At 62.7% G+C, this 22,616-nt stretch carries 28 protein-coding genes; 16 read left to right on the forward strand and 12 right to left on the reverse strand.

What is annotated here, in order from left to right:
• The 3 genes from MchiMG62_RS02335 to MchiMG62_RS02345 are packed head-to-tail and all read left to right on the forward strand — an operon-like array spanning nucleotide 1 to nucleotide 1,524.
• Entirely contained in the window at nucleotides 1–489 is a 489-nt protein-coding gene (locus tag MchiMG62_RS02335) for a YbhB/YbcL family Raf kinase inhibitor-like protein (RefSeq protein ID WP_221057710.1), read from the forward strand.
• A gap of 52 nt (nucleotides 490–541) precedes the next feature.
• Nucleotides 542–1,009 (forward strand): YbhB/YbcL family Raf kinase inhibitor-like protein, encoded by a 468-nt coding sequence (locus tag MchiMG62_RS02340; protein ID WP_221057711.1) that lies wholly within the window; start codon nucleotides 542–544, stop codon nucleotides 1,007–1,009.
• A gap of 56 nt (nucleotides 1,010–1,065) precedes the next feature.
• Nucleotides 1,066–1,524, forward strand: a complete 459-nt coding sequence (locus MchiMG62_RS02345; protein WP_221057712.1) for a YbhB/YbcL family Raf kinase inhibitor-like protein — start codon at nucleotides 1,066–1,068, stop codon at nucleotides 1,522–1,524.
• Nucleotides 1,525–1,567: 43 nt separating this feature from the next.
• Here MchiMG62_RS02345 and MchiMG62_RS02350 read toward each other — a convergent pair whose 3' ends face one another.
• Nucleotides 1,568–2,020: a CBS domain-containing protein gene (locus MchiMG62_RS02350; protein WP_221057713.1), complete on the reverse strand. Its 453-nt coding sequence runs from the start codon at nucleotides 2,018–2,020 to the stop codon at nucleotides 1,568–1,570.
• A gap of 121 nt (nucleotides 2,021–2,141) precedes the next feature.
• On the opposite strand from MchiMG62_RS02350, the gene MchiMG62_RS13280 reads away from it, so the two are divergent.
• The 4 genes from MchiMG62_RS13280 (at nucleotide 2,142) to MchiMG62_RS02365 (ending at nucleotide 4,971) form a co-directional block, all read left to right on the forward strand.
• Nucleotides 2,142–2,267: a hypothetical protein gene (locus MchiMG62_RS13280; protein WP_280636170.1), complete on the forward strand. Its 126-nt coding sequence runs from the start codon at nucleotides 2,142–2,144 to the stop codon at nucleotides 2,265–2,267.
• 144 nt (nucleotides 2,268–2,411) lie between these two features.
• Complete coding sequence (locus tag MchiMG62_RS13160; protein WP_244987768.1) at nucleotides 2,412–2,570, forward strand: hypothetical protein; 159 nt, start codon at nucleotides 2,412–2,414, stop codon at nucleotides 2,568–2,570.
• Between the two features lie 89 nt (nucleotides 2,571–2,659).
• On the forward strand, nucleotides 2,660–3,235 hold the full coding sequence (locus MchiMG62_RS02360; protein ID WP_221057714.1) for a flavin reductase family protein: 576 nt from the start codon (nucleotides 2,660–2,662) through the stop codon (nucleotides 3,233–3,235).
• Nucleotides 3,236–3,534: 299 nt separating this feature from the next.
• Nucleotides 3,535–4,971, forward strand: coding sequence for an ATP-binding response regulator (locus tag MchiMG62_RS02365; protein WP_221057715.1), 1,437 nt, complete (start codon nucleotides 3,535–3,537; stop codon nucleotides 4,969–4,971).
• Between the two features lie 4 nt (nucleotides 4,972–4,975).
• Here MchiMG62_RS02365 and MchiMG62_RS02370 read toward each other — a convergent pair whose 3' ends face one another.
• Entirely contained in the window at nucleotides 4,976–5,140 is a 165-nt protein-coding gene (locus MchiMG62_RS02370; protein ID WP_221057716.1) for a hypothetical protein, read from the reverse strand.
• Nucleotides 5,141–5,298: 158 nt separating this feature from the next.
• Between MchiMG62_RS02370 and MchiMG62_RS02375 the strand changes: the two genes are divergently transcribed.
• Nucleotides 5,299–6,096, forward strand: coding sequence for a hypothetical protein (locus tag MchiMG62_RS02375; protein WP_221057717.1), 798 nt, complete (start codon nucleotides 5,299–5,301; stop codon nucleotides 6,094–6,096).
• A gap of 221 nt (nucleotides 6,097–6,317) precedes the next feature.
• Here MchiMG62_RS02375 and MchiMG62_RS02380 read toward each other — a convergent pair whose 3' ends face one another.
• The 3 genes from MchiMG62_RS02380 to MchiMG62_RS02390 all read right to left on the reverse strand — a co-directional run bounded on the left by MchiMG62_RS02380 (nucleotide 6,318) and on the right by MchiMG62_RS02390 (nucleotide 8,033).
• Nucleotides 6,318–7,436, reverse strand: a complete 1,119-nt coding sequence (locus MchiMG62_RS02380) for a TIGR04084 family radical SAM/SPASM domain-containing protein (RefSeq protein ID WP_221057718.1) — start codon at nucleotides 7,434–7,436, stop codon at nucleotides 6,318–6,320.
• Between the two features lie 130 nt (nucleotides 7,437–7,566).
• On the reverse strand, nucleotides 7,567–7,800 hold the full coding sequence (locus tag MchiMG62_RS02385) for a type II toxin-antitoxin system HicA family toxin (RefSeq protein WP_221057719.1): 234 nt from the start codon (nucleotides 7,798–7,800) through the stop codon (nucleotides 7,567–7,569).
• Nucleotides 7,797–8,033: a type II toxin-antitoxin system HicB family antitoxin gene (locus MchiMG62_RS02390; protein ID WP_221057720.1), complete on the reverse strand. Its 237-nt coding sequence runs from the start codon at nucleotides 8,031–8,033 to the stop codon at nucleotides 7,797–7,799. Before MchiMG62_RS02390 ends, MchiMG62_RS02385 begins: the two co-directional genes overlap by 4 nt.
• 182 nt (nucleotides 8,034–8,215) lie before the next feature.
• Between MchiMG62_RS02390 and MchiMG62_RS02395 the strand changes: the two genes are divergently transcribed.
• The 4 genes from MchiMG62_RS02395 to MchiMG62_RS13170 are packed head-to-tail and all read left to right on the forward strand — an operon-like array spanning nucleotide 8,216 to nucleotide 12,602.
• Nucleotides 8,216–8,548 (forward strand): cupin domain-containing protein, encoded by a 333-nt coding sequence (locus MchiMG62_RS02395; RefSeq protein WP_221057721.1) that lies wholly within the window; start codon nucleotides 8,216–8,218, stop codon nucleotides 8,546–8,548.
• A gap of 56 nt (nucleotides 8,549–8,604) precedes the next feature.
• Nucleotides 8,605–10,515: a glycoside hydrolase family 15 protein gene (locus MchiMG62_RS02400; RefSeq protein ID WP_221057722.1), complete on the forward strand. Its 1,911-nt coding sequence runs from the start codon at nucleotides 8,605–8,607 to the stop codon at nucleotides 10,513–10,515.
• A gap of 39 nt (nucleotides 10,516–10,554) precedes the next feature.
• Nucleotides 10,555–11,439: a P-type ATPase actuator domain-containing protein gene (locus MchiMG62_RS13165; protein WP_244987769.1), complete on the forward strand. Its 885-nt coding sequence runs from the start codon at nucleotides 10,555–10,557 to the stop codon at nucleotides 11,437–11,439.
• Nucleotides 11,343–12,602 carry a cation-translocating P-type ATPase gene (locus MchiMG62_RS13170; RefSeq protein ID WP_244987770.1) on the forward strand — a complete coding sequence of 420 codons (1,260 nt, stop codon included), beginning with the start codon at nucleotides 11,343–11,345 and terminating at the stop codon, nucleotides 12,600–12,602. The genes MchiMG62_RS13165 and MchiMG62_RS13170 overlap by 97 nt, the downstream gene beginning before the upstream one ends.
• On the opposite strand, the gene MchiMG62_RS02410 is transcribed toward MchiMG62_RS13170, so the two are convergent.
• Entirely contained in the window at nucleotides 12,575–14,500 is a 1,926-nt protein-coding gene (locus MchiMG62_RS02410) for a beta-propeller domain-containing protein (protein ID WP_221057723.1), read from the reverse strand. The genes MchiMG62_RS13170 and MchiMG62_RS02410 overlap by 28 nt on opposite strands.
• A 663-nt stretch (nucleotides 14,501–15,163) precedes the next feature.
• The gene (locus MchiMG62_RS02415; protein ID WP_221057724.1) at nucleotides 15,164–16,099 is read right to left on the reverse strand and encodes a calcium/sodium antiporter; all 936 of its coding nucleotides are present in this window, start codon (nucleotides 16,097–16,099) and stop codon (nucleotides 15,164–15,166) included.
• A 360-nt stretch (nucleotides 16,100–16,459) separates the two neighbouring features.
• Between MchiMG62_RS02415 and MchiMG62_RS02420 the strand changes: the two genes are divergently transcribed.
• The 4 genes from MchiMG62_RS02420 (at nucleotide 16,460) to MchiMG62_RS02435 (ending at nucleotide 19,218) form a co-directional block, all read left to right on the forward strand.
• Nucleotides 16,460–17,143 (forward strand): YkgJ family cysteine cluster protein, encoded by a 684-nt coding sequence (locus MchiMG62_RS02420; RefSeq protein WP_221058601.1) that lies wholly within the window; start codon nucleotides 16,460–16,462, stop codon nucleotides 17,141–17,143.
• A 67-nt stretch (nucleotides 17,144–17,210) separates the two neighbouring features.
• Nucleotides 17,211–17,381, forward strand: coding sequence for a hypothetical protein (locus tag MchiMG62_RS02425; RefSeq protein ID WP_221057725.1), 171 nt, complete (start codon nucleotides 17,211–17,213; stop codon nucleotides 17,379–17,381).
• Nucleotides 17,382–17,409: 28 nt separating this feature from the next.
• Complete coding sequence (locus MchiMG62_RS02430) at nucleotides 17,410–17,790, forward strand: SLC13 family permease (RefSeq protein WP_221057726.1); 381 nt, start codon at nucleotides 17,410–17,412, stop codon at nucleotides 17,788–17,790.
• A 57-nt stretch (nucleotides 17,791–17,847) separates the two neighbouring features.
• Complete coding sequence (locus MchiMG62_RS02435; RefSeq protein WP_221057727.1) at nucleotides 17,848–19,218, forward strand: dihydrolipoyl dehydrogenase family protein; 1,371 nt, start codon at nucleotides 17,848–17,850, stop codon at nucleotides 19,216–19,218.
• Nucleotides 19,219–19,349: 131 nt separating this feature from the next.
• On the opposite strand, the gene MchiMG62_RS02440 is transcribed toward MchiMG62_RS02435, so the two are convergent.
• From MchiMG62_RS02440 to MchiMG62_RS02460, 5 genes are all read right to left on the reverse strand, one after another.
• Nucleotides 19,350–19,802, reverse strand: coding sequence for a hypothetical protein (locus MchiMG62_RS02440; RefSeq protein WP_221057728.1), 453 nt, complete (start codon nucleotides 19,800–19,802; stop codon nucleotides 19,350–19,352).
• Between the two features lie 466 nt (nucleotides 19,803–20,268).
• Complete coding sequence (locus MchiMG62_RS02445) at nucleotides 20,269–20,688, reverse strand: 4Fe-4S dicluster domain-containing protein (protein WP_221057729.1); 420 nt, start codon at nucleotides 20,686–20,688, stop codon at nucleotides 20,269–20,271.
• A 7-nt stretch (nucleotides 20,689–20,695) separates the two neighbouring features.
• Nucleotides 20,696–21,775 (reverse strand): hydrogenase large subunit, encoded by a 1,080-nt coding sequence (locus MchiMG62_RS02450; RefSeq protein WP_221057730.1) that lies wholly within the window; start codon nucleotides 21,773–21,775, stop codon nucleotides 20,696–20,698.
• Complete coding sequence (locus MchiMG62_RS02455) at nucleotides 21,760–22,140, reverse strand: NADH-quinone oxidoreductase subunit C (protein ID WP_221057731.1); 381 nt, start codon at nucleotides 22,138–22,140, stop codon at nucleotides 21,760–21,762. Before MchiMG62_RS02455 ends, MchiMG62_RS02450 begins: the two co-directional genes overlap by 16 nt.
• Nucleotides 22,137–22,613, reverse strand: coding sequence for an NADH-quinone oxidoreductase subunit B family protein (locus MchiMG62_RS02460; RefSeq protein ID WP_221057732.1), 477 nt, complete (start codon nucleotides 22,611–22,613; stop codon nucleotides 22,137–22,139). The genes MchiMG62_RS02455 and MchiMG62_RS02460 overlap by 4 nt, the downstream gene beginning before the upstream one ends.
• Between the last annotated feature and the right edge of the window lie 3 nt (nucleotides 22,614–22,616).

Raw genomic sequence — 22,616 nt, forward strand, 5'->3', positions numbered from 1 at the left:
ATGCGGAACCTGAGCATCGAGGTCGATTTCGACCGGTTTCCCCCGGAGCATACCTGTGACGGGGAGAACATCTCCCCGGCGATACGGGTTCGCGGGTCAGACGCACCCTACCTTGCGGTCATCGTGGACGACCCGGATGCGCCGCGGGGCACGTTCACTCACTGGCTCGTCTGGAACATCCCGTCGACCGAGATCCCCGAAGGCATCCCGCCGGAGCCCCGGGTCTCCCGCCCTGTTGCGGCCGTCCAGGGGACGAACGATTTTCGGAGGATCGGCTACGCCGGCCCCTGCCCCCCGAAAGGGGCATCGCACCGCTTTTTCCTACGGGTCTGGAGCGTGGAGCGGGAGCTCGATATTCCCCCCGGCTCGGGCCGTGCCGCACTTGAGGACGCGCTCGCGGCCGCCGCCACCGGCTACGGGGAGACGATGGCGACCTACGAGCGCAGGAAGGTTTTCGCATCCACGCCCGGAGCCGGGACCCGGACCTGAAGGAGTCTCCGGCCCCGCAACCTTTTTGCCGTTCTTCGTGAAAAAGCCCTGCATGGGCTCAAACGTCATCAGCCTGTCTGTCTCCCTCCGTTCGGCGGAACTTCCCATCTGGAACACCTGTGACGGCCCCGATCTCTCTCCGGAACTGAGAATCCGCGGTCTATCGGATGAGATGCGATCGATGGCGGTCTTTGCGCTGAACCCCTTCGAACCCGGATGCTCCTTCACGACCTGGATCGCCTGGAACCTCTCGCCGTCGCCCCTGATCCCGGAGGGCATCCCGCCGCAGGGCGTCGTCACGGCTCCGGTGAATGCCGTCCAGGGGACGAACGACTACGGGAGCGTCGGGTGGCGCGGTCCCTGTCCTCCCCCGGGCGAGACGCACCGCTGTCTCTTCAAGGTCTACGGGCTCGACGCCATGCTCGATCTCGCGCCCGGCGCAGGCAAGCACGACCTCATCGACGCGATGCGGGGCCACGTCCTCGGGTTCGGCGAGACCGCCGCCATGTACTCCCGGTGACCGCACGCACCATTTTTATACCATGTTCTGGAAAGTGAGTATCGAAGGAGTCTGATATGGCGCAAAAACTGGTAGTAAGCCTGGATTTTGAAGAGTTCCCACCGGAGTACACCTGCCGGGGAGCGAACCGCTCGCCCTCTATCCGGATCGAAGGGATTCTCCCGAACATCAAGTCGCTCGCGATCCTTGCGACGACGAGCCCCGAGGAAGGGCCGTCAAAGGTGGCGTGGGTTCTCTGGAACCTCCCCGCCGTTCCACTGATCCCCGAAGGGTTCCCGGAAGGGGGGACGGTGGAGTCGCCGCTCCACGCCGTACAGGGCACAAACGATTTCGAAACCCTCGGTTACCGGGGACCCTGCCCGGAGGCCGAAGCGGCCGAAGCCTACCTCTTCCGTGTCTACGCGCTCGATATCGATCTTGCACTCGCGCCCGGGGCGACCTGGGAGGAGATGGTCCGGGCGATGAATGGATCGATAAACCAGTCCGGGGAGGCTGTGGTCTTCGCCATGGGGTAGGGGCCGAACCGGCGCCCCGCGCCAAAAAGAGGGTGCCGGCCCTCTACATGGGTATGGGGGCGGCTGCTTCCGGCATGGGGGGGCTTTGTTTCTCGATGTTCTTTGCAATAGCGGCCATCTCCTCCCCGAGCATCCGGACGATATCGTCCATCGTGATGATCCCGATCAGTTTCCCGCCGTCGTCGACGATCGGCATCCGTCTGATGCCCTCGGCGGTCATCTTCTGGATGGCCTCGTAGATCCCCATGCTGTCCCGGAAGGTGATCACGCCCCGGGTCAGGATATCGCTCACCCGGACCTCGCCCGGATTCCTCTCCTGCGCCGTGACCCTGATCGCGAGATCGCGGTCGGTGACTATGCCGGTAGGCCGGTTGTCGCCGGTTACGACGACGACGCTTCCGACGTTCTTCTCCCCCATGATCCTCGCCACTTCCACCGCCGGTGTGTCCGGCGAGACAGCGACGACCTGCTCACGGCAGCACTTCACAATTCCCATATACGTTTCCTCCGTTGACGACGACTGACTCATGCCGGTATGGTATATGAACGTAACCCGTATCCGCCGGCGGGGTCTCCTTTCCTTATATACAATCGAGGACAGATCGTATCGCACAGAAATGGACTGGTTATTGATCGCTCTCATCGTGGCGGGTCTCTCGGTCTTCGGGATCGTCTCAAGCATCGACAACGCCATCATCAATGCCGACGTTCTCGCGACGATGGGGGAGAAAGCCCACAGGTGATTCCTCCTCTGGGGCCTGATTGTTGCAGTCTTCGTCGTCCGCGGGCTCCTGCCGTGGCCGATCGTATGGGCGACGACCCCGTCGCTCGGGCCCGTAGGGGCGCCCCTTGCGACGTTCTCAAGCGATCCCGCGGTCACCGGGGCGATGTACTCCATCCTGGTGCTCGGAACGATCATGCTCGCGGACAGTTTCGGGCTCCCTATCCCGGCCTGGCTCTCGCCGGTGGCGACGTTCGCCATCGTCGGCTACTTCCTCTACCGCTCGGTGCATGAGCAGAAGAAGGGTGCCGCCGGCGCCGCGTGACCGGGGCCTGCAGGCCCCCGCCGTCCTCCCTTCGTGCCGGGCGTCGGGTTCGAAAAGATTATCCGGATATGGCGACGAACCATTGGGCCATGACAAAACGTTCCATCGGTCCGCGAACCCTTCTCTACCCCCATCCCGACCTGATCATCGGAACCTACGATGCTTCCGGCCGTCCGGATGCCATGGCTGCGGCGTGGGGCGGCATCTGCTCGTCCCGTCCCCCGTCGGTGGCGGTCTCGGTACAGAAGACCCGGCAGACCTACGCGAACCTGGTCGAGCAGCGCGAGTTCACGATCAGCATCCCCTCGACGGACTACGTCAGGGAGGCCGACTACTTCGGCATCGTCTCCGGCCGGGACGAGGAGAAGTTCGCCGCGACGGGGCTCACGCCGGTGAAGAGCGATCTCGTGAACGCTCCCTATGTCGGTGAGTTCCCGGTCGTCCTCGAGTGCCGTCTCCTCCAGACGGTCGAGATCGGCGTGCACACCCAGTTCATCGGGGAGATCCTGGACGTGAAGGTGGAAGAGAGCGTCCTCGGGGAGGACGGCAGGCCCGATATCGAGAAGATCCGGCCGTTCGCCTACGACTCGATGCGGCAGGAGTACTACGGGTTCGGGAAGGTGCTCGCGAAGGCCTTCTCGGCAGGGAAGGAACTCAAGAAATAACTCCTTTTTTGCCTCAAGCGATACCTCCGGCTCATCCGGATGCTACAGGGAGCAGCCGTTCTTTTCCGGGCTTCCCGGGAGCAGGTTGGAACGGCAGCGACACCGGAGCGGCTGCCGCCTGCGCAGGGAATGGCTTCGTATAATGCAGGGTGTGCAGATAGGTTCCTAAAGCATCGTTTATCGACAAAAATGCAATATTCGCATCTAACTTCTGAAAAATGCATTTTAACGCCGTTGTGTTATTCCGATAAGTTATTATGTAGTCGCTCGGGTATTATTGGGAACTGGAAGCCTTGCAGATGGTTCGGTATTCCGTACTCTACGTCGATGATGAACCAGTCCTTCTCGAAATCGGTAAGTTATTTCTCGAGCGCTCGGGTGCCCTCGCCATAGAGACTGTCTCCTCCGCCCGGGAAGCCCTGAACCTGCTCGGAGAACAGCGCTGCGATGCCGTCGTCGCCGACTACCAGATGCCGGAGATGGACGGCATCGAACTCCTGAAGGAGGTGCGGCAGCACTTCGAGGATATCTCGTTCATCCTCTTCACCGGGCGCGGCCGTGAGGAGGTCGTCGTGGAGGCGCTCAATCACGGTGCGGACGGCTATATCCAGAAAGGAGGCGACCCCCACTCGCAGTTTGCCGAGCTTGAGCACCGGGTCGTGCGGGCGGTGGAGCGCCGACGCGCCATTCTGGCGCTACGTGACTCCGAAAAGCGCTACCGCGCTCTCTTCGAGGGGGCGAACGATCCTATATTCATCTTCGAGGAGGATCGGTTCGCCGACTGCAACTCAAAGGCCCTCGAGACCTTTCGGTGCACCCGGGAGTTTCTCATCAGGAAGACCCCCTGGGATCTCTCAAGCCCCGTTCAGCCGGACGGTGTTCCGGCGCTTGCGAGCGCTGTCGAGAAGATGCAGGCGGCGTACTCCGGGCAGCCGCAGTTCTTCGAGTGGCGGATCACCGCACCGAGCGGGAAGCGTTACGATACGGAGATGAGTGTGAGCCGGCTGGACGTGAAAGGCCCGCGCCAGCTTCAGGCCATCGTCCGGGACGTCACCGCGCGAAAGCAGACGGAAGCCGCGTTGATAGCCGCGAACCGGAAGATGCACCTGCTCTCCGGCATCACCCGGCACGACATCCTCAACCAGCTGACCGTCCTTCAGGGCAACCTGGAGTTCATGAGAGAGCGGATAACCGATCCGGTTCTCCTTGGTTACATGGACAGGCAGCAGCAGGCCCTTGGGTTCATCAGCCGCCAGATTGCGTTCACCCAGGACTATCAGGACCTCGGGGTCCGGGCCCCGGATTACCGGGGACTTCGGGAATGCGTGGCACATGCGGCGGCGGACCTCGACGCCCGGGATCTCACTCTCCTTACCGAATCCGGAAGATTTGAGATCTACGCCGACCCGATGCTGGAGAAGGTATTCTATAACCTCTTCGAGAATTCGGTCAGGTATGCCGGGCCGGCTCCGGAGGTCAGGGTCGGGTGCCGGCGCCGGGGGGAGAGCCTTGTCATCGTCGTAGAGGACAACGGTCCCGGGATACCGGCACACGAGAAAGAGAGGATATTCATACGTGGTTTCGGCAGGAACACCGGCCTCGGCCTCTTTATGGTGCGGGAAATCCTCTCGACCACCGGGATCGGCATTCGGGAGACCGGAGACCCCGGACGGGGTGCGCGGTTCGAGATACTGGTCCCGCAAGGCGGCTGGCGGGTCCTCGATGCCGGCGCCTGAGCCGTCACCGTTGCCGGTCCCGCTTCGCCTCGACCCACCGTTTTCGCTTCCCGCACCGTTCGCACCGCTGCTCCCACTCGATGACGTTTGAGGAGTACTGGTCGTATCCCCGCTTCCTGCCCCACCTGTGGAGCCCTATTCTGCAGAGGATCTGTCCGATGGCTGTCATGGGTGTCTATAAGCTGATCTTTCGTCCGGACGGATGAATGTTGGCTTCTCCTGCGAAGGGCCGATCCTCTGCCGACATTTCTTCCGGGGACGTCCGGGAAGGTTTTTTATCGGATACAGCAGTATCTTCTACCATCGAGAACCGTAACGGATGATCCTATGGCGTTTATTTACTACGGGCAGGGAGTTTCGTCTCTTTACCGCGATTTCGTGGAACGGCTGATGTCGCAGCTCGCGCTCAGGGGCACGGAGATCACGCACCAGGAGATCGGGGATGCGTCTTCACGGATGGATGTCCGGCATATCGGCGAAGAGGGACGCATGGAGATCACGGTCGACCGCGAGAACGTCCGGGTGAGTTACACCGTCAACCGGGAGCGTAAAGAGGTCAAGAAGGGTATCGCGGGAGCCATCACCGGGGCGGGCATCGGGGGTCTCCTCGGCGGCATACTCCGAGGCGACCGGGACGTCGGCGACATCGTCGGCGGAGCCATCGGGGGCGCGGCGGCCGGCGGGGCGTACGGCGCCTATGACGGCTACGAGTCTTCCCGCGAGGAGAGGACGGCGTTTGCGGAAGTGCTCGCGCAGGCGGTCAGGGACGTCGAGGACGAACTCCAGTCGATCATCGAGGGACAGGAGGAGGCGCGCGAGGCTCTCCGCGAGCGCGGCCGGCAGAAGCGGGAGGAAGACCTCGCCCGGACGGAGGAGTTGCGCGAGCTCCTGGAGGAACTCTACGGCGATCTCCTCGCCGTCCAGGAAGAGGTCGAGCTTGCGGCCGCCGAGGGGCAGGACGTCAGGAAGTCCCGGGCGCGGACCGACCGGGCCGAGACCCTCTACCTGGAGGCGGAAGCGGCCCTCGAAGAGGGCAACCACGCCATCGTGAAGGCGAAGACGAAAGCCGCCCGGGCGATGGTGGACGGCGCCCGGGACGTCCTGGAGAACGCCGGGGACGAGTAGGGGCCGGAGGAGACCGGCACCTGTCATAGTATCCTTTTTTTCAGGGTTTGGCGCGAAGTGGATAAACCTGCATCCATCAATCGGGCTTCGCGTGGAATACTCAGGTGTCTCTGTGCGTTACCTCACGCGAAGTCACGAAGCCGCGAAGATTTCCTGTTTCTGACCTGCACTTCGCGCTCTTCGCGGCTTCGCGTGAGCCAATCCGGGAAAGATAGGGTTTTTCAGGGTATGATCTCGCAGCTGTTGTACTTCCGGTGAGCGAAATCCTCCATCCGGATTCTCCCGTCGCGGATGAGGGCCCGGATCTCGGGGAGCGCCGCCGAGAGCGCCGAGTGGAGGTTCTTCACCGTCCCGCAGACGATCCGCCGCCCTTCCTCCGGCCAGGGGCGGGTGATGTTCGAGTAGAGGCACCTCCCGCCGCAGAAGTCAAGGAGCCCGCATTCCGTGCAGGGGCTCCCCACGGTCGTCACCGGGAGGCGGCGGGGATCGGCGGTGGCGATATGCCCGGCGTAGTAGTCCTTCATCCCGACCATGATCGGGCAGGGGGCGATGTGCCCGTCGGTCATGACGCTGTAGTTCGCGTGGCCGCACCCGCACCGGAGCATGCTCGGCCGCGATAACAGCATATCCTCCACCGGGTCGATGAAGGGATACCACCGGAGCACCCGTCCCTCGTCGCGCATCGTCTCGACCCAGTACTCGGCGAGCGACCGGATGCCGGGGTTGTAACACTCCTTCACCCACGCGGTGTAGTCGCGCAAGGAGTAGTCGTTCCAGAAGTTCGCGTCCATCTGCCAGTGGACGGCCGGAAAGGAGAACCGGTCGTTTGCCGTGAGGTAGCGGACGGCCTCCACGATATCGGTGTCTTCGGTCACGGTCATCCGGGCGATCAGTTCGCCCGTAAACCCGCCTGCCACGAGGCCGTTGAGGTTTTTTGTGATCCGGCGAAACGTCCCCTCCCCGCGGTGAGCGTCGGTGAGTTCCTCGGGCCCATCGATCGAGACCAGGATCGTGTCAAACCGGTTCGCTGTTCCGGGTTCGAGGCGGTCGAGGAGGGTGCCGTTCGTGTGGAGGATCAGCGCCGAGACCGGGGCGTCGCGGGCGATCTCGCGGACGCGGTCGACAGCGAGCAGGGGCTCCCCGCCGTAGAAGGTCAGCACGGCGTCGGGATCCTTTGCGAGGAACCGGTAGAGGTCGGCAAGGTCGATATCGAGGTCGACCGGGAGGTCTTCGTCGATGACGATATCGGGCTGTTCCGGCGGTTCGACGGTGAATGCCTTTCCCCGGCAGTAGGTGCAGCAGAGGTTGCAGTTGTCGGTCAGGATGAGGTGGTAGTACACGGATGGTCTTGTAATATTTGGGCCCCGGGTGAAAAAAAGGTAGGATAGAGGGCCCTTTCCATTGCTTTCCGGCTTACTCTACCAGGGTGGTATACTCGACGTTTGAGGACAACCCGGCGCTCGTGGGTCTTCACAGATCGAGAAACTCTTCTTTCGTAAGGTGGGCCTGCTTCAGGATTGAGATGAGTGTCCCTCGCGGGATAGGGTCACGTCGGGGAACAATAACAAGCAGCTTGTTTCCGTCTTCCCCAATCTTATAGAGAGCTACATGACTCCCTTTTCCTCGGTGGGGAGCGTAATCGAACCTGGCTGCCTTCAGTTTCTTTATGACATCATCGGAAGAGATCAGAGGCAGTTTTGTCATGCCTCAACCTCGATGACCGAGGTGAACTTACGGGGTGATTTCAATATCGGCTCAAGGTCCTGCAATATCCCGAGTTCTTTCGCATTCTCAAGGTAGAGTTCGATCGCTTCACGGATGTTGTCCAGAGCTTCCTCCGGCGTATCGCCGCAGCTGGCGACCTCAAGCTCCTGGCACCTGGAGACATACACCCCTTCTTCTTCCCATATCAGGATGGTTAACCGTACCTTTGTCAATCATGCCACCTTCAATAAGTTAACAGTTCATTTGCTCTTTATATTATTCTTCTCACAGAAATCCGGGCGGCAAGCAGATCAAGCAGATTCTATCTCCTGGTTATCTCCGGGTAAAATCACTGTACGTCAGATCGTTGCCTCCGGCCGCAAAAATGAATACCCAGCAGGAGAAGCCGACCCGTATGCCTGAAGCAAAGGAGAACCTCGCCGAAGAGGTCATCGACCCCCGCGACCTCGTCGCCTACCAGCCCGGCTCGATCGTCAGCCGGATGCTCGTCTACACGAAGGCCGGGACCATCACGGTCTTCGCATTCGACGCAGACGAAGGCCTTTCGGAGCACACCGCGCCCTACGACGCCGTCCTCCAGGTCCTCGACGGGGAGGCCCTCGTCACCATCGCGGACAAGGAGTATCCGATGAAGACGGGCGACCTGATCATCATGCCGGCGAAGATCCCCCACGCCGTCCACGCCGTCACGCGGTTCAAGATGATGCTGACGATGATCCACGCTTAGTTCCCTCGTGGACCACTGCCTGCAGGTTTTTATAGGTTGGCGACCGGTCTCCCCCCATGCGTACTCCAGCCCCTGCAGGACGTGGGTCCGGCCCGGGCGGCTACCTGCCCATCTCGGACTACGGGATCATCGGCAACCTCCGGACGGCGGCGCTCGTCGGTCGGAACGGCTCGATCGACTGGTGCTGTTTCCCCTACCTCGACAGCCCGAGCGTCTTTGCAGCCATCCTCGACGCCGGGCGGGGCGGGCGCTTCTCGGTCTCGGTCGCGGGTGGCGGGTCCGGCGACCAGGACTACATCGAGGATACGAACGTCCTCGTCACCCGGTTCGCAACAGACGCCGGAAGGCTTGCGGTGACCGACCTGATGCCCCTCTCCGGGGAGATCGCCGGTCGCGGGGGGTCGCATGCGCCGCCGGTGATCCTCCGGTTCCTCGACTGCGAGGAGGGTATCGTAGAGGTGGCGGTCGAGTGGTCGCCGCGGTTCGACTACGCCCGGATCCGGACGCAGATAGAAGAGGTTCCGGGCGGGTGGCTTGCCACCGGCGGCGGTGAGGCGTTGTTTCTCTGCGGTCCTGAGAGCGCCGCGATCGACGCAACCGGACGCGATGCCGTCCTTCGCGCCTGGTTTACGATGCGGGAGGGCGAGCGGAGAGTTCTTCAGACCCGCTGGGGTCTTGAGGACAGGACCTGCGACCCCGCCCGCGCCGGGGCGGCGTTCGACGAGACGATCCGGGTCTGGCGGACCTGGGCGCACTATGAAGACCTGGCCGAGACGCCCCGGTGGGCCGGTGAGTGGCTCCCTTACGTCACCCGGGCCGAACTGACTCTGAAACTCCTGACCATGGCCGATTCGGGGGCGATCGCCGCCGCTCCCACGACCTCCCTCCCCGAGGAGATCGGCGGGGTCCGGAACTGGGATTACCGCTACGCATGGGTCCGTGACGCCTCGATGACGGCGCAGGCCCTGGTCTCCCTCGGCCACCCCCGGGAGGCGATCGAGTTCCTTCAGTGGATGGAGCGGACGGCCGAGGCGCACTCCGGAGCACGTCAGCCGCAGGTGCTCTTCGCGTTGCACGATTCGACGGCCGACCTTACGGAGGTCGAACTCACGCATCTCGAGGGCTACCGCGGCTCTCGCCCGGTCCGGATCGGGAACGGCGCCGCCAACCAGTTACAACTCGAGCTCTTCGGAGAACTCATCTCGACCGGCTACGAACTCATCCGCCGGGGCGTGGAACCGAGCCCGGGGGGGCGCAGGTTTCTTACCGCCGTCGCGGACTACGCCTGCAGCAGGTGGACGGAGCCCGATCACGGCATCTGGGAGGTCCGCGGTGAGCCGCGGCACTTCGTCTACTCGAAGGTGATGGTCTGGGTTGCTCTCGACCGGGCGATCTACCTCGCGGAGAACCACGGCCTTCCCGGCGACGTCGACCGGTGGCGCCGGACCCGGGAGACCATCCGGGAACGGGTGCTCACCGAGGGCTACGACCCCGAGATGGGCTCCTTCGTGCAGGCGTTCGGGTCGAAGGCCCTGGACGCGGCAAACCTCCGCATCCCGCTCGTGGAGTTTCTCCCCTTCGATGACGAGCGGGTGCAGGGGACGATCGATGCGACGATCGAGCACCTGACGAAGAACGGGCTCGTCTATCGTTACCTCACCGACGACGGCCTCCCCGGCGGGGAGGGAGCGTTCGGCCTCTGCACCTTCTGGCTGGTGGACGTCCTGGCCCTCTCGGGGAGGGTGGAGGAGGCGAAGGAGATCTTTACCGAGATTGTCGCCCGGATGAACAGCGTGGGTCTCCTGCCGGAAGAATTCGATCCCGGGACCGGCGAGTACCTCGGGAACTTCCCCCAGGCCTACACCCATATCGGCCTCGTCAACAGCGCTCTCTACCTCGCGCATGCCGAAGGCCGGTGGGTCCCCGAACACGCGCCGGTGGGCATCCCCCGGGAAGGGGTGCGGTGACGTGAGTAGCGATTACTGAAGGCACAGGACGATCCAGCGATGACGGCTCTCCCCCTCACCCCAGACAGGTCACGGACGGCGGCATGGCACGCTCTTCCGGCGGACAACGTAGCCGGGCAGCTCGGATCGCCGGAGGAGGGGCTTTCCGACGCCGAGGTCGCCCGTCGCCGGGATATCTTCGGGGAGAACGCCCTCCCCAAGAGGCGGCCTCCGACGGTGATTGAGGTCTTCCTCCGCCAGTTCATGAGCCCGCTCATCTACGTCCTCCTTGCCGCGGGGATCATAGCCATCCTCTTCTCCGACCTCACCGACGCGATCTTCATCTTCATCGTCGTCCTGACGAACGCCGTCGTCGGAACCTTCCAGGAGGTGAAGGCGGGGAGGAGTGCAGCAGCCCTGCAGCGGATGCTCGAGTCCTCTTCACGGGTGTGGCGGGATAACCGCGAGGCGACCGTCCCGGCCGAAGATCTGGTCCCCGGGGACCGTGTCGCTCTGGAGTCGGGTGACCGTGTCCCCGCCGACATCCGCATCCTCACGGCGCAGTCACTCGCCGTCGACGAGTCGCTCCTGACCGGGGAGTCGCATGCGGTCGGAAAGAGCCCGGATACCGTCGATGCCTCCCTGCCCCCGGCCGACCGCCTGAATTTGCTCTACGCCGGCAGCACCATCATGAGCGGTCGCAGTACCGGGATCGTGGTCGCGACCGGCCAGCATACCGAGATCGGGCAGATCGCCGAGACGGTCACGACATCGGAGGCGGGCAAGCCGCCGCTCGTCATCCGCATCGCACCATGGCCGCCGGGCCGGATCAGAGTGTCCCCCTCGACATGGACCGCGTGCAGGAGGAGCACGATAACCTCACCTCCCGGGGCTTTCGGGTTCTTGTGGTGGCTCACGGTCGCGTCGAAGGCTCATTCTCTGTAGAGAACCCGGAGTTGCCGCCGCTTGAGCTCCTGGGCCTTGTCGGGTTCATCGACCCGATCCGGCCCGACGTCCCGGATGCCATACGCCGGTGCCGCAGCGCTGGAGTCGATGTGGTGATGGTGACCGGGGACCACCCTGCAACGGCTCTCGCCATCGCACGGGAGCTTGAGATTACGGACTCTCCCGACGAGGTCGTCACCGGCGTGAAACTGGGCGACCCGGAGGTGGCGACACTCTCCGAATTCATCGATCGGGTGAAGAAGGGCCGGGTCTTTGCCCGGGTGACCCCGCTGCAGAAACTCCGGATCGTCGAGGCCTACCGGAAGAGCGGGGAGTTCGTCGCGGTCACCGGGGACGGGGTCAACGACGCGCCGGCGCTCCGGAGCGCGAACATCGGGGTCGCGATGGGTTCCGGGACCGACGTCGCCAAGGATACGGCGTCGTTGATCGTCACCGACGACGACTTCGCCTCGATCGTCGCCGGGATCGAGGAAGGACGGTACGCCTACGACAACGTTCGGAAGGTCGTCTATCTCCTGATCACGACCGGGTTTGCCGAAGTCCTCCTCTTCATGCTTGCCCTCCTTATCGGTCTGCCGCTGCCCCTCGTCGCCGTCCAGCTCCTCTGGCTGAACCTGGTGACGAACGGCATCCAAGACACGGCGCTGGCGTTTGAGAAGGGTGAGCCCGGCATCATGAACCGGCCGCCGCGAAGGACGGAAGAGGGGTTCTTCAACCGGCTGATGATCGAGCAGGTGCTCCTCTCCGGGACGGTCATCGGGCTTGTCACACTCGGCGCCTGGTACTGGCTCCTCTCAAATGGATGGGATGAGTTCGCCGCCAGGAACCTGCTCTTCCTGCTGATGGTGCTCTTCGAGAACTTCCATCTCTTCAACTGCCGTTCTGAGTACATCTCCGCATTCCGCGTCCCTATCAGCAACAACTACATCCTGATCGCCGCCGTCATCGCCGCGCAGGGCTTGCATATCGCCGCACTCTACATCCCCTTCTTCCAGGACGTCCTCCAGGTGCAGCCCGTCTCCCTGGTCGAGTGGATCACGCTGCTCGTTCTCGCCTCCTCGGTCGTGGTCGTGATGGAGATCTTCAAGGCGGTCCGGAAGCACCGCCCTCTGGATCACCAGACCGGGTACGGGGTCGGGTAGGTCTCCCACCGGTAGGGGAGGTAGACCTCGTTCACCCGGCTGCCGTCGGCGAGATCGGTCATGACGACGCTTCTCGCCGAGACGGTGTAAAGGGTGTCGTCCATGAAGAGCGACCGCCGCACCGCGTCGGGCGAGTCCCAGGTGTAGGGGGATCCCTTCTCCGCGTGGGCGACCGTGCCCAGTAGAATGAACCCGTCTGCCGGTTTCACCGAGTAGACGTAAGCCCCCTGCCAGGTCTTGGTGCCGTAGGAGCCGGGATACCTGGATTCGGGGTTTTCGACCCGCTTAATCTCACTCACCGGGATGACGAGGAGGTTCTTCTCTTTCACAAAGAGGAAGGCCTTGTGGTCGCGAAGGGCCTCCGAGTCGGTCCCGGGCTCCCCGATCACGACGGTATCGACCTGTATCGGGTTGTTCACGTCCGAGACGTCGAAGAGCGCGATCTTGAGCCCTTCCACCGAGACGCCGCCCCAGGTATTCTCGCTCGTCTCTTTGCCGATCCCGATGATGTGGTCGGGATCATAGGGGTGGAGGTAATCCGAGTAGCCCGGGATCTTGAGTTTCCCGAGGATGCCGGGGTGTTTCGGGTCCGAGAGATCGATGACGAAGAGGGGATCGATCCGCTTGAACGTCACGAGATACAGTCGGTCGCCGGCGAACCGGGCGGCGTAGATCCGCTCGTCCGGCGCGATATGTTCGAGCGTCCCGATCGTCTCCATAGCGGGGTTGAGGACGTAGACGTTATTGTACTGGAAGGATCCCTCACGCGTCCAGCCCTCGACGGTCGTCGCCACCCGGAGGTTCCCGCCGTACTCGTCGAGCGAGAACTGGTTCAGGAGGTGTCCGGGAACCCTGCCCATGGCCTTGTAGTCGATCTTCCCGTCATCGATCGCGAACCGGTGGACGATCGTCTCCTCTCGGCTGCCGGCGTAGGCGGGCATCGTTGCGGCGCTCGGGCCGGAGCCCGCGGCCCCCACGTAGCGGTAGCCGATGTAGAGGTTCTTCTGCGACGCAAAGAGGGTGGTGTCGTAGCCGAGGAGGAACGTCTCGGCGTCGGGAGTGCCCCCGTCGTTCTTGACGGAAAAGGCGCTTGCGGTGTAGAAGACGTAGTTCTGCAGCGGGGTTCCGGGGCGGTAGACGTCGGGCATGATGGCCTCGCCGCCGTCCGTCCGCACCTCGGGGAGGGCGATCTCGTCCCGGATCCAGACGGGAGCCTCCCGCGTGATGACGTAGACGTTGTCGCCGATCATCCGGGCGTCGTAGTAACTGCCGGTGAAGGTCTGCGTCCGGACAAGGTCGGGATCGCTCCGGTCGCCGATATCGTAGATGTATGCGTGCGTCACCACCCGCTGGACGGGGACGGGCGCTATACTCCCTTTCACGGTGGTCATACTCTCTTCCGTTCCGGTGGCAAAGACCACCAGGCGATCGCCGGCGAGGAAGAGCGCCGTCGGGATCCCTTCGATCCGGGTCTCGGATACGATCTTCGCATTCTCTGCCGGGAACGCTTCGAGGATCGCAAGTGACTCGCCCGATATGACGTAGATGTACCTCCCGTCGTTCTTCAGGAAGTCGGCCTCATCCACACCCTCTACCTGCACGTTCGTGGTAGAGTAGTCGTGTGCGGCCGTTGGGGCGGGCGGTGCGCTCGTCGGTGCAGGTGCGTCCATGGCGGTCTCCTGTCCGCCGGTCCCCGTCATCCACGGATAGCCGTTACTGCCCTTCGTTCCCTGTGCGTGTTCCTTCAGGAACGCCTCGATCTCTTCTTTCGACGAAAACTTCTTTAAATCCCCCAGGGTCTCGTTCCCGGCGTCCTCCGACGCGAGGGCGGTCCCGATGATCGCGGCGATCACCAGGCTCCCGAGGACGACCACCAGCACCGGACTCCACTTCTCCATATCCGTTCACCTTCCGATAGAGGGAGATGCACGTGCCGACGCATCAGGTTTGTGTAACCTACGAATATTTTCGAAGTCTTCCGGCGGTGCGGAGAACGACTTTTCCGAAGGGAAAGGAGTTCGAGCACCGTCAGGTGCGAATAACGACGTTCCCGAAGCCTTAGGCTTCGCGTGAGGTCGTATCACCGCTTATAAACTGTTAGTTCACGCGAAGAACGACGCTCCTGCGGAGCGGAGTTGGAGCGCCGTAGGTGCGATCTGCGAAGAACGCGAAGATCGGTGATGGGTTACCGGAAACTCTCCTTCGAAGCCTGATGGCTTCTCATGCTCGCTACACTCGCACTTCGCACCTTTCGGTGCTCGAACTCCGGCCCAAAAGGCCGTCGTCTTTCGCACCTGGCGGTGCTCATGCTCCCTCCCCACAGGAGGTCGCACTTCGAAACCCTTCGGGTTTCTCAAGCTCCGTTCCTACGGAACGTCGCACTTCGCACCTGACGGTGCTCATGCTCCGGTTCTACGAACCGTCGCACTCCGCACCTCCGGTGCTCGAACTCCTTTCCCTTCGGGAAAGTCGTCCTTCGCGGCTTCGCGTCCTTCGCGTGAGGCTCGATCGTTACCCTCTCCTGCCGATTCACGCGAAGAACGACGGTTCTGATCACCTTCTCACCCGATCGGAATCGCCCCGAAGTTCCAGGCGATGTATGCAGCGTAGCCGAGGATCAGGACGACCGACCAGCCCCGGACGACGGAGGGGCGGGCAAAGAGCAGGGGGAGGATCGCGACCGAGAAGAGGACGACTGCGACGACGTCGAACGCGGACCCGATGGTGACCGGTGCGAGGAGGAGGCTTACCCCGAGAACCAGGAGGAGGTTGAAGATGTTGCTCCCGAGGATGTTGCCGACGGAGATGGAGCCCTCATCTCTCACGGCGGCCACGAGCGAGGTCGCGAGCTCCGGAAGCGACGTCCCGACGGCGACGACCGAGACGCCGATGACGAAGGCCGGGATTCCGAACGCCTCTGCGAGCGTAACAGCGCCGTCGACGACGAGCTGCGCCCCGATGATGACGGCCGCAAGGCCAAGGCCGATGTAGAGAATGTCGGCCCGTCCGTGGGACTTGATATCGACGTCCCTCTCCTCGCGCCCCTCCCGCAGGAGGATGACGAGGATCGCCACGAAGAGGGTGAGGAGCACCGCTCCGGCGAGGGCGTCGAGCGTACCTCTCGCGGCGAGCAGCGCAAACGCTACCGTCGCAACGAGCATCAGCGCGGCATGCCGGATGAGCGCTGAGCGCGCTGCTCCGGAGGCGGCGGCCATACCCGGGCGGATGAGGGTGCAGAGCGCGAGAATAAGGGCGATGTTTGCAATGTTGCTCCCGAGGACGTTCCCGAGAGCAATACCGGTGTTGCCGGTTGCCGCGGCGTCCGTGCTGACGACGAGTTCCGGAAGCGACGTGCCGAACGCGATGATCGTTGACCCGATCAGGGCCGGTGAGATGCTGTGGCGGAGGGCGAGGCCGCTCCCCCCGCTCACAAAGAGATCGGCTCCTTTGACGAGGAGGGCCAGGCCGACGATGAACATAATGGCGGTCACGATCATGAGAATGCCCCGGGTATGGTGGTTATAGTTGGGTGGAGTTCTCCTAATACGTTTCCGAACCTTTGCCCGGGGCAGCCGACCGCCCGATGGGGAGCCTGCAGGGTTGAAGATCGGTTGTACGCGTGGTGTTCAGGGCCTGTGCGATCGCCGCCTTCGACGATGGGGCGATGAACCGGCTTCTCGGCATCGACGGCGAACGCCGGTTCCTGATCTACGTTGCTACCGTCGGGAAAAAGCCCTGAAGCGGCGGTGCCAAAGGGCATATCCCTCCCCCCATCCAACACCTGGGGTAAGAAGTCCAGGCATTCGTGCCGGGAAAACCTACGGAGGCTACGGGTTACGTTCACGTTCGACGAACAGATTGCTGCCCTTGAGGCGGAACGGGAGAGACTTCTCCGTTTCCCGGAAGAGGAGTTCATCGCGATCATCCGGGAGGTGGGGTTCTCCTGCGACTGCTGCGGGCGGTGCTGCACCCGGGAGTTCAACGATCACGTCTTTCTGCTGGGGGAGGATACCGACACCGTCCGCTCGCTCCTGCCGGACGCCGTCATCCCGGCGCCCGCGTTCGACGCCTGCGATCAGGAGGGGAGGTTCTACGTATCGGGCTACGCCCTCCGGACGAAACCGGACGGCTCCTGCATATTCCTCGAAGACGGCAGGTGCAGCATCTACGACCGTCGGTTCGCCATCTGCCGGGTCTACCCCTACATGCTTCACCGGGAGGCCGACGAGACGGGCGCCGTCGACTGGCGGCAGATCGGCGGTCTGAACCAGCATGGGTCCTACAACAACCCGATCGACGATGCCGAATGCGTCCGGATTGCCCGGGAAACCCGGGCTTATGAGGCGGCGTTTCTTGAACAGGAGATCCGGTTCCGGCAGGCTCTCCGCGACCTCTTCGACCGGGAAGGGCTGCGCTACGTCCGGAGGACCTACGACCTCCTGATGCGGGACTTCAGGAAGGGCGCCGAGGTCGAGGTTCGGGTCTTCCACCGGGGGCGGTTTGAGCCGCACCGGGTCACCCGCGACGTGTACGGGCAGTAACGCTCCGGCCGATTTCGAGACCGTTTGCCCATACTTTTTTTCTGCTCCGCTCACCCCCGGGTGCCCGATGGAGGCCGAGTTCCTCCTCGCCCTGCTGGTGGTTGCCGCCGTCGGTCTTATCTACACGGGGCTTTCGATCGCGACAAGCCTTCTCTCGGGAGTGCTCGCGATGATCCTCCTCCGGGTCGTCCCGGTCGACGAGGTCTATCGGCCTATCGACTGCGGATGCTCACGCTGATTGCCGCCCTCCTCCCCTGGGCATCGCCATGGAGACGAGCGGGGCCGCCCGATTCATCGCGGATCAGACGGCCGGTCTGGTCGCCGGGTACCCGACGCTCCTCATCCTCATCGCGGTAGCGGTTCTCGCGACCGCCTTTTCGTTCGTGATCTCGAACATCGCCGCCACCGTCCTCCTGGTCCCGCTCGCGCTCGTGATGGCGGGTTCGCCCGGGCTCGACCCCCGCGGCCTCGCGCTCCTCGTCGGGATATGTACCTCCAACTCATTCCTCCTCCCGACGCACCCGGTGAACGCCCTCCTGATGGGGCCCGGAGGCTACCGGACCCGGGATTACATCGTCCCCGGGAGCATCATGACGGTCGTCTTCATCCTCATCGCCGTCGGCATTGTCTCCCTCCTCTACTTCTGACCGGCACACCAACCGGGGTAAACCTTTATGGCGCTCTGCAGCAACCGTAGCCTCATTATGGAGCGGGAGTACGATCTCGTCGTTATCGGGACGGGGGTCGCCGGTTCCGACGTCGCCTGGCACTGCAGGAAGGCCGGGATGCGGGTAGCGATCGTTGATTCCGGGGACTACGGGGGGACGTGCGGCCTGCGGGGCTGTGTCCCTAAAAAAGTGCTCGCCGGTGCCGCCGAGCTGGTTTCCCGTGTCCGTGGCCAGCAGGGGAACGGCATCCGGGGAGCGGTCTCGATCGACTGGCCAGAGCTCGTTGCCTTCGAACGGACCTTCACCGATCCCATTCCGCGGCGGAAGGAGGAGGGCTTCCGGGGGGCGGGGATCCATACCTATCACGGGGTTGCCCGCTTTGCCGGGCCGGATAGGGTGGCGGTCGGCGGCGATATGCTCATCGCCCGGTACATCGTGGTCGCCGCCGGTGCGCATGCCCGGGCGCTCGGCGTCCCGGGCGAGGACCTGATGACGTCGAGCGACGACTTCTTCTCCCTTCCGGCGCTCCCCGAACGGATCGTCTTCATCGGCGGGGGCTACATCTCGTTTGAGTTCGCCCATGTCGCCGCCGCTGCCGGGTCGGCGGTGACCATCCTGCAGCGAAGCGGTCGGGTTCTCTCGGGGTTCGACCCCGATATCGTCGACCGCCTGCTGCTGGCCTCAGTTGAGGCCGGGATCGACGTGCAGATGAATATGCCGCTCGTCTCGATCGAGAGGGACGGCAGTGGCCTCCGGGTCCGGGCCGGGAGGAAGGGGGAGGAGAAGACTTTCGGTGCCGATATGGCGGTCCACGGCGCGGGCAGGGTCTCTGCGCTTGAGGGCCTCGACCTTGCCGCCGGTGGGGTCGAGACCGACCGCCGGGGGATCGCGGTCAATGAGTACCTCCAGAGCGTCTCGAACCCGGCGGTCTACGTCGTCGGGGATGCAAACGCGAAGAGTCCGCAACTGACCCCGGTGGCGGTGATGGACGCCCACATCGTCGTCGACAACATCCTGGGCGGCGACGGCCGCGTCGCGGACTACTCCGTCGTCCCGAGCGCCGTCTTCACGAATCCGCCCATCGCGTCCGTCGGGCTCACGGAGGAGAAGGCGAAGGAGAAGGGAATCCCCTACGTCGCCAACGCCGGCGATCTCTCCGGGCGGTTCACCAACCGGAGCATCGGCCAGAAGCACGCCGGCTACAAGATCCTGGTCGACGAGGACTCCCGCCGGATCCTCGGCGCCCACCTCATCGGGCCGCACGTCGAGGAGGTGATCAACATCTTCGCCCTCGCGATCAAGCACGGTCTGACGGTGGACGATCTGACGCTCGACGCGATCCCCTGGGCTTACCCGAGCAACACCTACGATATCATCCACATGGTGCATCCGCTGGCGAGGAAGTGAGAAATAGGGGAAGGAGGATGGTTCTGTGATGTGACCTCGTGCAGCCCGCCCACGGATTTCCATTGGGTATCGCCATGAGTGGTGGGGCTGATGGGGAGGGGGCGAGATCCCCTCCCCCATCCCCTCTCTGACTACCACCTTCGGTAGTAATCATGGTCTGCTTGAGACCTCTTTACCATAATAATTATTTTGAGAACTACCCCGATAGCGACAACTACCACAACTCCAATCACTCCCAAAGTCAAATCAGGGAATAATTTCGTTAAGATCTCAGCGAAAACAAACAGTCCACATATTGCTCCCAAAATGTAACCAACTGCATACTCGGTGTCGCCAAATCCAATTGCCAAACTTTCAGCGAAATTCGCTATTGCAAAGAGACCCAAGAAGAGACCAAGATTAAATCCCCCACTCCATTGTGGATTTGCTGATTTCAATGGATCTAATGCTTGGTCAATCGATAAAAACATGGTGAACAAGCAGGAGGTCAATGCCAATACAAGAGGGACAACAAACCCCTCGGTTGCACCCTTAATTATGTTGGGTAAATCGTTTCTTTCTTTTGTTTGTGTTCTGTAACTCATGGTATTACTTTCCTTTATAGTATTCAACACCTATAGCAAGCGCTAAATAGAAAGGATAACAAGAACTTCTTGCAATAAAGTCAAGTCATCTTTCTTTATTTAGCTGGGGGTGTTATTTACACCCATATCGCTAAATCTTGTAATGTCATTCTTTTGCGCAACACCCCAATGCTTATATGCGGGGGGTTGTAGTATATAAAGTATCGTCTGAAAAACTGCAAAGGACTATTCTAAACAATTGATCGCTGCAATGAGCACGTTTGCTGTGAGTTTTTTGAGAGTTTCGGGTATAATATATCTCTTGTGTGCGATCCTTCCCTCCGCAAAGCATGAAATGCGGGGATGACCGAGAGACTGTTCGGTAGGAGCTATGCTTGGTTCTATGATGTTAGATCTTCATCATCTTACAAAACGGTTGAAATAGCACAGGATCGAAAAAAGATCCAGTCGGGGCCTCGCCCCTGTTTCACGCGCTCTCGCCGGCGCCTTCTTCCTTTGCGCCCGCGCTCTCTTCAGCCGGATTTTTCGCGGGCTTCTCGGGCTTCACGTAGGTGATGGTGTAGCGCTCCGCCACGTGCTCCACCACCGGCGCGAAGTACTCCGGTTCCATCGTGAGGCTCCCGAACGGGCACCCTTCGACGCAGTCGCCGCAGGCGATGCACCGCATGCGGTCGATCTCCCAGACCTTCGCCTCCTTGTCGAGACGGATCGCCTCGCACGGGCACCGCTTCGAGCAGAGGCTGCAGGAGCGGCAGGTGGCCGGGTCGAAGACGACGTGCCCCCGGGTGAGGGAGGATGTCCGCGCCGGGACCGCCGGGTACCGCCGGGTGGCAGGCCCCCCTGCAAGGTTCCGGAGAACCGTCTTCGTCATCTGAAATATTCCCATGTTCTCTTCACCTCTCCGTGCAGCTGATACAGGGGTCGATCGAGAGGACGACGACCGGGACGTCCGCGAGCTGGGCTCCCGGGAGCATCTTCACGAGCGGCGGGATGTTCGCGAGCGTCGGCGTCCTGATCCGGGCCCGGGCAAGGTGCTTCGTGCCGTTGCCCCGCAGGTAGTGGACGACCTCGCCCCGCGGCTGCTCCACGCGGGAGAAGTACTCGCCGTCGGGCGCTCCCTTCACCTTGACATCGAGGGGACCCTCGGGCATCTGGTCGATTGCGCGCCGGATCAGGTCGATGGAGGCGTAGACCTCCTTGACCCGGACGGCGCACCGGGCGTAGCAGTCCCCGGCGGTCTCCACGACCGGCTTGAACCCGAGATCCCCGTAGGCGGCGTAGCCGGTCTCGCGGTGGTCGATCGCGACCCCGCTTGCCCTCGCGGTCGGGCCGACGGCCCCGAGGGCGTAGGCCTCGTCCTTCGAGATGACACCAAGGTCCTGAAGGCGGTACTTCACCGTATCGTCGTTCAAGAAGACGTCGCCGAGGTCCCGGCACTGTGCCTCGAAGGGGTCGAGCGCGCGGTGCATCTCCGCGAGTTTCTCCGCCCCTATGTCGCGCCTGACCCCGCCGACCTTGCAGGTGCCCTGGATGACCCGGCCGCCCGTGGTGTCCTCAAGCACGTCGAGCACGCTCTCCCGGAGCTGCCAGGACCGCATGAAGAGGTTCTCAAAGCCCATCCCGTCCGCAAAGAGGCCGAGCCAGAGGAGGTGAGAGTGGAGACGCGAACACTCTGACCAGATCGTCCGGAGGCAGCGTGCCCGGTCGGGGACCTCGATCTTCATGATCTCCTCGATACCCTGACTGTAGCAGAGCGCGTGCATGAAACTGCAGATCCCACAGATCCTCTCCGCCACGTAGACGTACTCGGTATACTCGCGCTTCTCGATCAGCCGCTCAAGCCCCCGGTGAATGTAGCCGATGGAGGGGATCGCCTCCACCACCGTCTCGTCCTCGAGGACGAGGTCAAGGTGGATCGGTTCCGGCAGCACCGGGTGCTGCGGCCCGAACGGGACGACTATGCGTTCCGGCATTGGTCACCCCCCCTTCTCGTGACGCTGAACGGATACTTCTCCGCCGTCTTGATGAACGTCCCTTTGAAATCGATGTTGATCCCGGTGACCGGGATCCCGAAGAGGTCGTGCATCTCGTTCTCGTAGACGAATGCTCCCCAGTAGATCCCGGAGATGCTCGGGACTTCCGTCTCCGGCCCCACCGTCAGGCGGAGGTTCCGGTACTGGTAGTCCTTGTCGAACGAGTAGTTGACCTCGTAAGCCCCGCCGATGTCCGTGCACCCGATCTGGACCAGGCGGTATCCGCCGGCCTGGAGCCCTTCGACCTCACGCGTGAGGTCCTCCAGCGCGACGCCGATAGTAGTCTGCTCTTCGTTAACCGTCATGTGCTCTCACCTGCCGCATGCCGCGCATCTTCTTTTGCCTGCGCCGCCCCGGTCATCTTCGCCCGTTTCTCCTCGAGGATCGAGAGCGCCGCAACGACGCCGTCGATGATCATCTCCGGCCGCGCCGCGCATCCCGGAACATAGACATCGACGGGGATAACCTTGTCGACGCCGCCCGTGATGTTGTAGCACTCCCGGAATATGCCGCCGGTTGCGGCGCAGATGCCTATCGCGACGACAACCTTCGGCTCCGGCATCTGCTCGTAGAGGTTCCTGACCACCGCCCGGTTCAACTCGTTGATCCCGCCGGTGATCATCAGGATATCTGCGTGCTTCGGGTTTCCCGTGTTGATGATGCCGAACCGTTCCACGTCGTAGAGCGGGGTCAGGCACGCGAGCACCTCGATGTCGCACCCGTTGCAGCTGGATGCATCATAGTGAAGGATCCAGGGTGATCGCTTCAGAAATGCCATGGT

Source organism: Methanoculleus chikugoensis, from assembly GCF_019669965.1.
GTDB classification, from domain to species: domain Archaea; phylum Halobacteriota; class Methanomicrobia; order Methanomicrobiales; family Methanoculleaceae; genus Methanoculleus; species Methanoculleus chikugoensis.